The 12,818-nt window shown below is 41.7% G+C and carries 12 protein-coding genes and 3 tRNA genes; 13 read left to right on the plus strand and 2 right to left on the minus strand.

Features of this window, described 5'->3' with window-relative positions; translation table 11 throughout:
* Window positions 1-30: 30 nt before the first annotated feature.
* Window positions 31-876, minus strand: coding sequence for a 23S rRNA (adenine(2030)-N(6))-methyltransferase RlmJ (locus E7T07_RS05930; protein ID WP_135709974.1), 846 nt, complete (start codon window positions 874-876; stop codon window positions 31-33).
* Between the two features lie 76 nt (window positions 877-952).
* Window positions 953-3,544: a penicillin-binding protein 1A gene (locus E7T07_RS05935; RefSeq protein ID WP_135709975.1), complete on the minus strand. Its 2,592-nt coding sequence runs from the start codon at window positions 3,542-3,544 to the stop codon at window positions 953-955.
* 117 nt (window positions 3,545-3,661) lie between these two features.
* Here E7T07_RS05935 and pilM point away from each other — a divergent pair, with 117 nt between their 5' ends.
* The 13 genes from pilM (at window position 3,662) to E7T07_RS06000 (ending at window position 12,791) form a co-directional block, all read left to right on the plus strand.
* Window positions 3,662-4,480, plus strand: coding sequence for a pilus assembly protein PilM (gene pilM / locus E7T07_RS05940; protein WP_135709976.1), 819 nt, complete (start codon window positions 3,662-3,664; stop codon window positions 4,478-4,480).
* Between the two features lie 10 nt (window positions 4,481-4,490).
* Window positions 4,491-4,988, plus strand: a complete 498-nt coding sequence (locus E7T07_RS05945) for a hypothetical protein (RefSeq protein ID WP_135709977.1) — start codon at window positions 4,491-4,493, stop codon at window positions 4,986-4,988.
* Complete coding sequence (locus E7T07_RS05950) at window positions 4,985-5,518, plus strand: hypothetical protein (protein WP_135709978.1); 534 nt, start codon at window positions 4,985-4,987, stop codon at window positions 5,516-5,518. Before E7T07_RS05945 ends, E7T07_RS05950 begins: the two co-directional genes overlap by 4 nt.
* Before the next feature lie 29 nt (window positions 5,519-5,547).
* Window positions 5,548-5,898 (plus strand): pilus assembly protein PilP, encoded by a 351-nt coding sequence (locus E7T07_RS05955; RefSeq protein ID WP_167874939.1) that lies wholly within the window; start codon window positions 5,548-5,550, stop codon window positions 5,896-5,898.
* Window positions 5,899-5,907: 9 nt separating this feature from the next.
* Window positions 5,908-7,323 carry a type IV pilus secretin PilQ gene (locus E7T07_RS05960; protein ID WP_135709980.1) on the plus strand — a complete coding sequence of 472 codons (1,416 nt, stop codon included), beginning with the start codon at window positions 5,908-5,910 and terminating at the stop codon, window positions 7,321-7,323.
* A 116-nt stretch (window positions 7,324-7,439) separates the two neighbouring features.
* On the plus strand, window positions 7,440-8,405 hold the full coding sequence (gene pfkA / locus E7T07_RS05965) for a 6-phosphofructokinase (RefSeq protein ID WP_135709981.1): 966 nt from the start codon (window positions 7,440-7,442) through the stop codon (window positions 8,403-8,405).
* Window positions 8,406-8,507: 102 nt separating this feature from the next.
* Window positions 8,508-10,535 (plus strand): DNA helicase Rep, encoded by a 2,028-nt coding sequence (gene rep / locus E7T07_RS05970; RefSeq protein ID WP_135709982.1) that lies wholly within the window; start codon window positions 8,508-8,510, stop codon window positions 10,533-10,535.
* 85 nt (window positions 10,536-10,620) lie between these two features.
* A tRNA-Ser gene (locus tag E7T07_RS05975) sits at window positions 10,621-10,715 on the plus strand.
* 39 nt (window positions 10,716-10,754) lie between these two features.
* Window positions 10,755-10,831: transfer RNA gene (locus E7T07_RS05980), tRNA-Arg, on the plus strand.
* Between the two features lie 64 nt (window positions 10,832-10,895).
* Window positions 10,896-10,972: transfer RNA gene (locus tag E7T07_RS05985), tRNA-Arg, on the plus strand.
* A 142-nt stretch (window positions 10,973-11,114) separates the two neighbouring features.
* Complete coding sequence (locus E7T07_RS05990; RefSeq protein ID WP_135710029.1) at window positions 11,115-11,720, plus strand: beta-phosphoglucomutase family hydrolase; 606 nt, start codon at window positions 11,115-11,117, stop codon at window positions 11,718-11,720.
* Entirely contained in the window at window positions 11,717-12,322 is a 606-nt protein-coding gene (locus E7T07_RS05995) for a sugar O-acetyltransferase (protein ID WP_135709983.1), read from the plus strand. The genes E7T07_RS05990 and E7T07_RS05995 overlap by 4 nt, the downstream gene beginning before the upstream one ends.
* Window positions 12,315-12,791: a YqaA family protein gene (locus tag E7T07_RS06000; RefSeq protein ID WP_135709984.1), complete on the plus strand. Its 477-nt coding sequence runs from the start codon at window positions 12,315-12,317 to the stop codon at window positions 12,789-12,791. Before E7T07_RS05995 ends, E7T07_RS06000 begins: the two co-directional genes overlap by 8 nt.
* Window positions 12,792-12,818 lie beyond the last annotated feature (27 nt).

Consider the following 12,818-nt stretch of genomic DNA (forward strand, 5'->3'; position numbering starts at 1 on the left):
TAGCACAAAATCCCCTTGTCATAAAATCACCTATTCAGGCGTAATCCATTTCACGCTATAACTGCCCGTTCCTTCAGGGACAAGCACATTCACTAAATAAGGTAAAATCTTTTTCATTTGACTTTCAAGTTGCCAAGGCGGATTAATCACAATCATACCGCTTGCCGTCATACCACGTTGATCGCTATCAGGGCGAACCGCTAATTCAATCTGTAAAATCTTGCGAATACCGGTTGCTTCTAAGCCCTTTACAATACGCTTACTTTGTTGGCGTAATACCACAGGATACCAAATGGCATACACGCCTGTAGCAAAGCGTTTATACCCCTCTTCGATAGCTTTTACCACCAAATCATAATCTTCTTTCAATTCGTAAGGCGGATCGATTAACACAAAACCACGGCGTTCTTTTGGCGGTAATGTGGCTTTTAGCTGTAAAAAACCATCTTCACGTTTTGTGGTGACATTGGCAAATTCTTTGAAATTATTGCGTAACAACGGAAAATCAGTCGGATGAAGCTCCGCTAATAAGGCACGATCTTGCGGGCGTAGCATTTGCGCCGCAATCAAGGGCGAACCCGCATAATAACGTAATTCCTTGCCACCATAATTAAGCTTCTTAATTTGCGCAATATAGCGAGCCACTTCTTCGGGCAGATCATCGCGATTCCATAAGCGCGCGATTCCTTCTTGATATTCTGCCGTTTTTTCGGCTTCTTCACTAAATAAACGATAACGTCCCACACCGGAATGTGTATCCAAATAATAAAAGCCTTTCTCTTTTTGTTGTAGATTCTCAATAATCAACATTTGAACAATATGCTTTAACACATCCGCATGATTGCCTGCATGAAAACTGTGCCGATAACTTAGCATTGTTTCTCCTTATAAAATGAGCTAAAAACTAACCGCACTTGTCTGGAAAGTGCGGTCAACTTAGTGATTGTTTAGCCTAAAATAGTTCCTGTTGCGAGCCGTCAGGGGCTTGACCTAAACGCTCTTTCAAACCCGGTGGAATATAATAGCCGGGGCCTGTTACAGCTTTTTCCTGAACAAACGTACGTTTCGGCTCTGTGCCTTTAATAAAATACTCTATTTTACCGCCGGCTTCAGAAAGTAACCCTGAGCCATAATCAACCCGTTTCTCCATGATATTGGCGGGTAAGGGTAAATTTCGCTCTGGAAGATCGCTTAACGCTTCTTTCATATAAGCAATCCACGCCGGCATTGCTGTGGTCGCCCCTGCTTCGCCTTTACCTAGCACATATTTGTTGTCATCAAACCCAACATAAACGGCGGTGGTTAAATTGGCACCAAAGCCGGCATACCAAGCCACTTTAGAATTGTTCGTTGTCCCTGTTTTACCGCCCACATCCGTACGTTTAATTTGTTGCGCCATGCGCCAACTTGTTCCTTTCCAAGGCAAGCCTTCTTCGCCATAAATCGCTGTATTTAATGCACTACGAATTAAAAATGCCAATTCTCCACTGATGACACGCGGCGCGTATTCAGTTTTGGAAGCCGCTGTTTTTTCATCCGCCATTAAATTAACATCACTCTCCTTCAATGCCATATTACTCACTTGGAATTCAGGAATATCCGGCACAGTTCCATCCGCATCAGAAACTTCTTCACCGTTCGTCTTATCATCGGTTTTCGCTAGATTTGCTATCCCTGTTGCTGCTTCTTGTGCCTGGAAACCATCTAGTTTCTCATTTGTTGCACCATAAATAGTGGGAATATCATCACAAGTTGGGCAAGCGATTTTAGGATTGGCGACAAATAATTCTTTGCCGTTGTTATCCATAATTTTATCAATAATATATGGTTCAATTAAGAACCCACCATTATCAAATACCGCATAAGCACGCGCCATTTCCAACGGTGTAAATGATGCCGCCCCTAAGGCTAACGCTTCGCTGGCAAAATATTGTTCACGTTTAAAGCCAAAGCGTTGTAAGAAATCTGCGGTAAAAGGAATACCGGCTAATTGCATTGCACGAATAGCAATCATATTTTTAGATTGCCCCAAGCCCACACGCAAACGTAAAGGGCCGTCATAACGATCAGGGGAGTTTTTCGGATTCCATTCTTTTTGTCCCGGTTTCTTAATGGAAATCGGGGAATCTTGTAAAACGCTGGAAAGAGTGAGTCCTTTTTCTAATGCGGCCGCATAAATAAAGGGTTTAATGGACGAACCCACTTGAACCAGCGACTGCGTTGCGCGGTTAAATTTACTTTGTTCAAAACTAAAGCCCCCCACAACAGCTTCAATGGCACCATTATCTGAATTCAGTGAAACCAACGCAGAGTTCACACTCGGAATTTGCCCAAGCACCCAACCATTATCACGTTTACGAACCCAAATTTGCTCACCTATACGAACGCCTTTTTTCCCCGCAAAACGAAGTGCGGTCGGATTTAAGGTAGTTTTATCTCCAGAAGCTAAAATGATTTCAGCACTGCCTTTCGACATACCAACCACCGCTGCCGGCACAAACGGATCGGAATAAGGTAATTTGCTCAATGCGTCCACAATTTTATCTTCATTCCAAGGCTCTTCCCCTTTTTTCCATAGGGTTGCCGCCCCACGATAACCATGACGCATATCGTAATTGATTAAATTATCCACCACCGCTTTTTGAGCCGCCGCTTGGTCTTTAGAAAGGACAGTGGTATAAACCTGATAACCGCTGTTGTAAGCCACTTCTTCACCAAAGCGTTTTACCATTTCTTGACGCACCATTTCCGTCACATAATCCGCGCGAAATTCCAGTTGCGCACCATGATAACTTGCCACAATAGGTTCTTTGATCGCGGCGTCATATTCTGCTTTGGTAATGTGGTTCATCTCAAGCATACGACCGAGCACCACATTACGGCGATCTTGCGCACGTTTTAATGAATACAACGGGTTCATCGTGGACGGTGCTTTAGGCAAGCCTGCAATCACGGCAATTTCGGATAGGGTTAATTCGTTAAGATTTTTACCAAAATAGGTTTTTGCCGCTGCCGCCACGCCATAGGAACGATAGCCCAAATAAATTTTATTGAGATAAAGCTCAAGAATTTCGTTTTTGCTCAAGGTATTTTCAATATCAATGGCTAATACGGCTTCTTTGGCTTTACGGATAATGGTTTTCTCCGGTGTTAAGAAGAAGTTACGTGCAAGTTGTTGCGTGATGGTACTTGCACCTTGCGATGCTCCACCCTTTGACACAGCAACGGTCACAGCACGAATAATACCAATAGGATCTACGCCATGATGTTCATAAAAACGACTATCTTCCGTATCTAAGATGGCATTAATGAGCTGTTGCGGTACATTTTCCAACTTAACAGGGATGCGGCGTTGTTCGCCGACTTCGCCAATTAATTTACCGTCAGCGGTATAAATTTGCATGGGTTGTTGTAACTCAACGGTTTTTAAACTTTCTACGTTGGGTAAGGACGATTTAATGTGCGCATAAAACATTCCCCCTGCCACACACACCAAAATAACCAACGTTAAGAAGGTACTTAATATTAATTTTGTGATCTTCATTCCAAAATTCGCTCTTTTTTAATGCGGTAATTAATAAAATTAGAAATACTTCCGCCCGTAAGTATATAAGGTTTACGTCTATTAGGCGAAAGAAATCTCAATAATCAAGGAAATATTATGAAAAAAATTAAATCTGTTATGCCGATTGGGCTTTGGGTACGTGGTAATCAAGTGGAAGCCGTTTGGCTTGAGAAACCGAAATGGGCGCACAATAAACCGCACTTAAATCCACCGCCGGAGCCCCATTTCGCGACTGTACCGCTGATGCCGCAAGTCACCTTAGCCAATCGCATTATTCGTGAAATGACAGTCAGCTTAAAGCCCCACAAAACCGAACTTTTATTTATTTCAGGTGTGTTACCGAATAATGTGTGGGAGCGTAGTATTGTGGTACCACAACAACTATCGGAACAAGAATGTTATCAGCAATGTGAGCACTTATTGGCGTCAGAATTGCCTATTCCTTTGAGCCAAGTTTGGTTTGATTACCATGCCACATCACTCAAGCAAGGTACCTTGCTGGAAATGAATGCGGTGTTGATTGAAAAAGCGCAAGAGCAAATGAAGCAATTTGCGCCATTGCAGGTACGGGTTTTAGACAGTGTCAGCCACGCCCTTAAGCGTGCTTTTGATTACTTAGATTCTCAGCAACCTAAAGAAGCACTCTATCTTTATGTGGATGATCAATATGCCATTGCGTTTCAAGATAAAGGCTTTGATTTTAATGTGTTACAAATTTCGGAAGCAAATTTGACCGCACTTTATGAGCAATTCCGTCAACGCTATCAGGTTGAACCCGAAACCGTGTGTGTTTACTTACGAAATCCTACACAAGAACACATCAGCGAATGTGAAAAACGCCAGTGGCTGCAATATCAAACGAAGTTGCCAATGATCGCACTGGGTTTGGGCTTATGGCATTTAAATTTTTCATAAAGGGATAAGTATGAACCTATTGCCTTGGCGTATTGAGCAATTTAAGCAAAAAAGCCGTGTTATTTTTGTGAAAACCAGCGTGATGGCACTGTTAATCGGCGTCATTAGTTTGATGTTAATGGTCGCCAATCAGCATTTTGCTCAAGCGATTGCGCAGCAACAAGAACGTTTACAGCAACAGCAAAGTCAGCGAAGTGAATTAACACGCCAAGTGGCTCAACTACGCCGGCAAATTACGCCCAATGTCAAACAAGTTCCGGTTCCCCATGAACAGGTCATGAATATGATCAATATGCTGACCGAGCTGCCGTTAACACAAGGTGAACTGCAACAGACAGTGCTTCAACAAGGATATATTTCATTGAAAGGGACGGCATCAAATCAATCTGAATTTGAGCCGCTTCAACCTTTTCTCACGCAATATTTTCCGGACATTAAACTCTCTCAATTTGAGCCGTTACATGATAATCAGCTGCAATTTAAATTTGAGCAAGGGGAAATGGAATGAAAGGGAATCGGGCATGGATGAATAACCCAAAGAATATTTGGGGTGTTTGGGTGAATAGTTCAATTTGGCAAAAAATATTGACCGCACTTTGTTTGGTTGGGCTTTTATGGCTGATGCCTTTAATGGAAATGTTTCAGAATATGAACCAACTCAACCAACTTGAGCAAGAAACGCAACAGCAAAATGAACAAGTGATACAACAACAGCGTTTAGTGGCGGCATTAAAAGCGCAACTACAACAGACGCCGACACCTGAACTGGCTCGGCGCATATCTGAAATTAATCAAGATATTCAAGCCCTTGCGGAACAGTTGCAGCTCGAACAGTCACAATGGTCGTTTTCTCAGCAACCAACGATTAAGTTACAAATTCGCGGTCATTTTTTCCCATTGTGCGATTTTGTTACCGCACTACTTCAAAAAGGACAATTGCAAGTGATTCAATGGCATATCACAAGATTAGATGATGAAGAACAGGATGAAGAACAATCCATTTATAGCCAGCTCATTTTACAACTCAACAAGGATTAGCCATGCGTTTTTTCAGTTATTTTTTACTTATGTTGTTTATTTCAACGCAAACCTATGGGCGCGATCCTTTTAATAAGGGGAGCGGGGCGACTGTAACAAAGAGAACAGAACAACATCTCATAGCCTTATGCCATGCGGATGAAGAAGCGATTGCCGATAGAATTCCATTTGAACAACTGTATTTGATTGGTATTTTGAGTGAAAAAGATCGATCGGAAGCCTTATTTGCCGATCAAACCCAACAGGTTTTTACGGTGAAAATCGGGGAATTTTTAGCACTTGAACGGCTGCAACTTAAAGCGGTTTCCAAACAAAAAGTGTTGTTATCACAATGGAAAACAAATTGTGAAAAGCCTGAGATAATTACTTTAAAGTTATAGGATATTTCAATGAGAATAGTCAAATTTTGCCTAAAGTGCGGTCTGTTTTTGGGCTGTTTTATCGCGGCGAGCTTTGCGGATAATCCGGTGTTTACATTACGCTTAAAACAAGCGCCATTAGTGTCAACACTACAACATCTTGCCGCAGAGCAAAATACGAATCTTATTATTGAAGATTCGCTGGAAGGAACTATTAGTTTACAGCTGGAAAACACCGATTTAGATCAGGTGCTACGTTCCGTGGCGAAAATTAAGCAATTAAATTTATGGCAAGAAAACGGTATTTATTATCTTAATCAACTGGATACAAGTGCCAAATTTGCGATGTCTATGGACGATGGAAACGAAATTGTCGATTCTAATTCCCTTGAGATGCCGGCTGAATTAGAAACGGAAACGGCAACCATCAAATTACATTATGCTAAAGCCTCTGAAGTAATGAAATCCTTAAGTAGTGGAAATGGTGCTTTGGTGTCTGATACGGGGCGTTTAACCTTTGATGATCGTAGTAATGTGTTGATCGTTCAAGATAGCAAAAAATCGATTCAAAATATTCGAAAATTAGTGGCGGAATTGGATAAACCCATTGAGCAAATTGCCATTGAAGCGCGAATTGTCACGATTAATGATGAAAGCTTAAAAGAATTGGGCGTACGCTGGGGAATGTTTGATCCCACAAGTTCTGCCCATAAAGTTAACGGAAGCCTTGCCGGAAACGGCTTTTCAAATTTGGCTGATCATTTAAATGTCAATTTTGCTACCACAACTACCCCGGCGGGATCCGCCGCGTTACAGGTAGCTAAAATTAATGGACGGTTGTTAGACTTAGAATTAACGGCATTGGAACAAGAAAATAATGTGGAAATTATTGCAAGCCCGCGCTTGTTAACCACCAATAAGAAAAGTGCGAGTATTAAACAAGGCTCTGAAATTCCTTATGTTGTCACCAATGTTAAAAATGACACCCAATCCGTTGAGTTCCGCGAAGCTGTACTGGGCTTGGAAGTGACGCCACATATTTCACAAGATAACGCCATTTTACTCGATCTTATTGTCAGCCAAAACTCACCCGGGAACCGTGTTTCCTATGGAGAATATAGTGAAGTGGTTTCGATTGATAAACAGGAAATTCAAACGCAGGTTTTTGCTAAAGATGGCGAAACCATTGTTCTTGGCGGTGTGTTCCACGATACCATCACCAAAGGCGCCAATAAAGTTCCTGTCCTTGGGGATATTCCGGTTGTCGGCAAATTATTTAGCAATGAAAGCGAACGCCATCAAAAACGAGAATTAGTTATTTTTGTGACACCGCGCATTTTAAAAAACGGTGAAACATTGGAACAACTAAAACAGAAAGAGGGATTACAAAAAGAAAAATTCTTACCGATAAAAAATACGGTCAAAAATTCAACGAAAAAATCCTAGGTTAGATCAAGTTTTAGCAAAATTACCAAAATTTTAGTAGAGACTCGCGCGGTATTGGTGTAATCTTAGCGCCATAATTTTTTCGGATTTTATATTTAAATTTAAAGGTGAAATCAATGATCAAAAAAATCGCAGTCTTAACAAGTGGTGGTGACGCACCGGGTATGAACGCGGCAATTCGTGCGGTGGTTCGTTCTGCTTTAGCCGAAGGCTTAGAAGTCTATGGTATTTATGATGGTTACCATGGTTTATTTGAAAATAAAATTGAACAACTTAACCGTTATAGCGTATCGGATATTATCACTCAAGGTGGTACATTCTTAGGTTCTGCCCGTTTCCCTGAATTTAAACAACCTGAAGTGCGTGCAAAATGTGCAGAGATTTTACGTTCTCACGGTATTGACGCCCTTGTTGTTATTGGTGGTGACGGTTCATATACCGGGGCGAAATTATTGACAGAAGAACATGGCTTCCCATGTATCGGTTTACCGGGTACGATCGATAATGATATCCCTGGTACAGATTATACTATTGGTTACCAAACCGCATTAGAAACCGCCGTTGATGCTATTGACCGTTTACGTGATACTTCAAGTTCACACCATCGTATTTCTATCGTAGAAATTATGGGTCGTCATTGTAGTGACTTAACAATTTCTGCGGCAATTGCCGGTGGCTGTGAATACGCTATTGCACCTGAAGTTGGTTTTGATAAAGAAGAACTGATTCAACAAATTGAGCGTAGCTTTAAAGATGGAAAACGTCACGCAATTATTGCAATCACTGAGTTAGTGACTGACGTACACCAATTAGCGAAAGACATTGAAGCTCGCGTGGGGAATGAAACCCGTGCAACCGTATTAGGTCACGTTCAACGTGGTGGTTCGCCTTGTGCTTTCGACCGTATTTTAGCTTCTCGCATGGGTGCTTTTGCAGTTGAGTTATTGTTAAAAGGCGAAAAAGGTCGTTGTGTGGGGATTCAACAAGAAAAATTGGTTCACCACGATATTATCGAAGCTATCGATAACATGCGCCGTCCATTTAAAGCGGATTTATTAGAAGTGTCTAAAAAATTATTCTAATATTCCGAAAACGGAAAAAATCCACGTTTTGGCGTGGATTTTTTTATGGCGCGATATTTTGTGTAATGATGACATGCTATCGACAATGAGTTTAGGAACGCAATGAAACTTAATCCTCAACAACAACAAGCCGTAGAATATGTAGATGGTCCTTGCCTTGTGCTGGCTGGGGCAGGGTCGGGAAAAACGCGGGTGATTATCAACAAAATCGCTCATTTAATCGGAAAGTGCGGTTATTTACCACGCCAAATTGCGGCGGTGACCTTTACCAATAAAGCAGCACGCGAAATGAAAGAACGCGTGGCACAGTCTATTGGCAAGGCACAAACCAAAGGGTTAATTGTGTCAACTTTCCATACCTTGGGCTTTGATATTATTAAGCGTGAATACAAACATTTAGGCTTCAAAGCCAATATGACCTTGTTTGATGAACACGATCAGTTAGCGTTGTTGAAAGAGTTGACGGCGGATGTGTTAGCGGAAGATAAGGATTTGTTGCGTGAATTGGTGTCCGTGATTTCGAATTGGAAGAACGACTTGATTATGCCTAAACGTGCGTTAGAACTGGCGCGCGATGATAAATATCGCACCTTTGCCCTTTGTTATGAACGCTACGCCAATCAAATTCGCGCCTACAATGCCTTGGATTTTGATGATTTGATTATGTTGCCAACGTTGCTGTTTAAGCAGAATGAAGAAGTGCGGTTAAAATGGCAAGAGAAAATTCGTTATTTGTTGGTGGACGAATATCAAGATACCAATACGAGCCAATATGAGCTGATTAAGCTGTTAGTGGGGCAGCGTGCGCGTTTTACGGTGGTGGGCGATGATGATCAGTCTATTTATTCTTGGCGCGGCGCACGTCCGCAAAATATGGTACGCTTGCGTGATGATTTTCCACGTTTAAATGTGATTAAATTAGAACAAAATTATCGTTCTACTCATCGAATTTTGCATTGTGCCAATATTTTAATCGATAACAATGAACACGTTTTTGACAAGAAGCTGTTTTCCAATCTTGGCGAAGGGGAAAAATTGCAAGTGTTGGAAGCGAAAAATGAAGATCATGAAGCGGAACGTGTGGTGGCGGAGTTAATTGCTCATCGTTTTAGCCATAAAACCAAATACAAGGATTATGCGATTTTATACCGCGGTAATCACCAGTCACGCCTAATGGAAAAAATGTTAATGCAAAACCGTATTCCTTACAAAATTTCAGGCGGGACGAGCTTTTTTAGTCGCGCAGAAATTAAGGATATGATGGCGTATTTGCGCGTGTTGGTCAATCAAGATGATGACGCGGCATTTTTGCGTATTGTGAATACGCCAAAGCGTGAAATCGGTGCAGCAACCTTGGAAAAATTGGGGCATTTAGCCAATGAAAAGCACCTGAGTTTGTTTGAAGCGATTTTTGATTTTGAGTTAATACATCGTGTTACACCGAAGGCTTATGACGCGTTGCAACAATTTGCGCGTTGGATTGTAGAATTGAATGATGAAGTTCAACGTTCTGAACCGGAGCGTGCGGTGCGTTCAATGCTGAGCCAGTTGCATTATGAAGAATATCTGTATGAATATGCGGCGACGCCGAAAGCAGCAGAAATGCAAAGTAAAAATGTAGCAACCTTGTTTGAGTGGGTAGCGGATATGCTGAAAGGGGATGAATTTAATGAACCTTTAACGCTTAATCAGGTGGTGACAAGGTTAACTCTGCGAGATATGTTAGAACGTGGTGAAGACGATGATGAAGCGGATCAAGTGCAACTGATGACCTTGCATGCGTCTAAAGGGCTGGAATTTCCCCATGTGTTTTTAATTGGAATGGAAGAAGGATTGTTGCCGCATCAAACGAGCATTGATGAAAATAATGTGGAAGAAGAACGCCGTTTAGCCTATGTAGGGATTACTCGTGCGCAGCAAACTTTACGATTTACCTTGTGTAAAGAACGCCGCCAATATGGTGAGCTGATTAAACCTGAACCGAGTCGTTTTTTGTTGGAGTTACCACAAGATGATGTGCAGTGGGAACGTGACAAAGCACCAATGACAGAAGAACAAAAACAGCAAAAAGCGGCAGCGAACATTGCTAATTTACGTGCAATTTTGGCTCAATCTAAAAACAAATTGTAGATTATTCCGTCAAGTAAACAATTTTTTTGCAAAAAATGTTTGACTTATTTTCAGAAAATCGTATTATACCGCCCACATCGATTGCGGTGGGATGGCCGAGCAGGCTGAAGGCGCTCCCCTGCTAAGGGAGTATAGGGTTCAAAAGCTCTATCGAGGGTTCGAATCCCTCTTCCACCGCCATTTAGATGTATCACAATTTAATTTTTGAAATTTAATTCTGCACCCGTAGCTCAGCTGGATAGAGTACTCGGCTACGAACCGAGCGGTCAGAGGTTCGAATCCTCTCGGGTGCGCCATTTAAATCTTTTACTCTAGGGTTTAGATGTTGAGAATTAAAAATGAGAAAATTGAACACACAGGGCACCCGTAGCTCAGCTGGATAGAGTACTCGGCTACGAACCGAGCGGTCAAAGGTTCGAATCCTTTCGGGTGCGCCATCTCTCTTTTATTTCCGATTTATTTTCCATTTTTTTCTTCTAAATCTATTTCTTATATTTGTCTCTTAACATTTTGCATTTTTAATAAATTCATTGCAAAATGACCGCACTTTTTTACTCATCAATAAAATCATTAATTAAGATGTTAGATCAATCCATTATTAATCAATACGATGCCCTTATTTTTGATATGGACGGTACACTGATCGATACCATGCCCAGCCACGCAAAAGCTTGGGAAAAAGTGGGAGCGCATTTAGGCTATCCTGTCAAAGGGGATGTGATGTATGAATTAGGTGGTGCGACAGTGCGCACTATCGCAACAGAAACTTGTCATCGTTATGGTATTCCCTTGGTGTTACTCGAAGAAGTCATTCGTTTAAAGCGACAATATGGCTTTGAAATGGTAAGAGAAAATGCTACCTTGCTGCCCGCTTTTGAGATTGTTAAACGTAATCTTGGTAAACGGGCCATGGCGCTGGGGACAGGTTCGCATGGTAATATGGTGAATATGTTGTTGGATAAATTTGATTTGCGCCAATATTTTAACGCCATTGTGGATGCCGATATGGTGACCACCCACAAACCGCATCCTGAAACATTTTTAACCTGTGCTGAAAAATTAGGGATCTTACCGAGCCAATGTTTGGTATTTGAAGATGCGGATTTAGGCGTACAAGCAGCATTGAACGGTGGAATGGATGTGTTTGATGTAAGAACTCACGTATTAACAAGAGCGAATAAATAATGAATGATTTAGAACGAATGAAAGCAGGGCTCGCGCACCAACCTTATCATCCCGAAATGTCGGCAGCCCGTTTGAAAATAAAAGAAATGTTGTTTGATTATAATCATGTTTTACGTCCGTCACAAAAAGCAGAACGTACAGCGTTAATTAAACAGATTATTGGTAAAACAAAAAATCATCTCAAAATTAATTCGCCGTTTTTCTGCGATTATGGATTTCAAATAGAAGTGGGGGAGAATTTCTTTGCCAATTATGGCTGTACCATGCTAGACAGCGGTGGCATTCAAATTGGCGATAACGTGATGTTTGGCCCGAATGTGAGTTTGTATTCGGTTGAGCATCCGCTTCATCCTGAACTACGAAATGCCGAATGGGAACACGGACGAAAAATTACCATTGGCAATAATGTGTGGGTAAGCGGTAGCGTTACCATTATTGGTGGCGTAACCATTGGGGACAACGTGGTTATCGGCGCCGGCGCGGTGGTGACAAGAGATATTCCGGCCAACAGCTTAGCCGTTGGCAATCCCTGTCGTGTATTGCGTGAGATCACGGATGCGGATCGCGAATTTTATTGTCGTACTTACCTTCAAAATGTTTGATTTTTTAATCGCACTTTGGGGCGAACATCAATTATGGACGATGTTTCTGAGTGCATTTCTCAGTGCCACCGTATTACCGGGGAATTCAGAAATCGTTTTTCTTGGATTGAGTGCAAAGATTCAGCTATCGGCAAGCACTTATTTTTCCACGCCAATCCTTTGGTTGTTAGCGGTGGCCACATTAGGAAATACTTTGGGCAGCATCACTACTTACTGGTTAGGACGCTGGTGCCCGTCCCCTGAAATGAACAATCCAAATGCGAAAGTGCGGTGGGTTTTCAAGCAATTTCATCGCTATGGGCTTTGGGTTTTATTATTGAGTTGGCTGCCTGTCGTGGGGGATTTATGTTGTGCCGCAGCCGGTTGGTTACGCCTAAATAGCTTACAATCGTTATTTTTTATCCTGATTGGGAAATTTTTCCGATATTTATTTTTACTCTATATGGTAATTGGCTACACTTTTTTGTAATGAAAGGATACAATACACGCAATCGTT

The sequence above is a fragment of the Actinobacillus porcinus genome (assembly GCF_901764995.1).
In the GTDB taxonomy this organism is placed as follows: Bacteria; Pseudomonadota; Gammaproteobacteria; order Enterobacterales; family Pasteurellaceae; genus Exercitatus; species Exercitatus porcinus.

Coding starts and splice junctions, on each gene's coding strand:
- E7T07_RS06000 (WP_135709984.1), top strand. CDS start 12,315: ATGTTTGATTTTTTAATCGCACTTTGGGGCGAACATCAATTATGGACG.
- E7T07_RS05950 (WP_135709978.1), top strand. CDS start 4,985: ATGAAAGGGAATCGGGCATGGATGAATAACCCAAAGAATATTTGGGGT.
- E7T07_RS05945 (WP_135709977.1), top strand. CDS start 4,491: ATGAACCTATTGCCTTGGCGTATTGAGCAATTTAAGCAAAAAAGCCGT.
- E7T07_RS05990 (WP_135710029.1), top strand. CDS start 11,115: ATGTTAGATCAATCCATTATTAATCAATACGATGCCCTTATTTTTGAT.
- E7T07_RS05955 (WP_167874939.1), top strand. CDS start 5,548: ATGTTGTTTATTTCAACGCAAACCTATGGGCGCGATCCTTTTAATAAG.
- pfkA (WP_135709981.1), top strand. CDS start 7,440: ATGATCAAAAAAATCGCAGTCTTAACAAGTGGTGGTGACGCACCGGGT.
- E7T07_RS05960 (WP_135709980.1), top strand. CDS start 5,908: ATGAGAATAGTCAAATTTTGCCTAAAGTGCGGTCTGTTTTTGGGCTGT.
- E7T07_RS05930 (WP_135709974.1), bottom strand. CDS start 876: ATGCTAAGTTATCGGCACAGTTTTCATGCAGGCAATCATGCGGATGTG.
- rep (WP_135709982.1), top strand. CDS start 8,508: ATGAAACTTAATCCTCAACAACAACAAGCCGTAGAATATGTAGATGGT.
- pilM (WP_135709976.1), top strand. CDS start 3,662: ATGAAAAAAATTAAATCTGTTATGCCGATTGGGCTTTGGGTACGTGGT.
- E7T07_RS05935 (WP_135709975.1), bottom strand. CDS start 3,544: ATGAAGATCACAAAATTAATATTAAGTACCTTCTTAACGTTGGTTATT.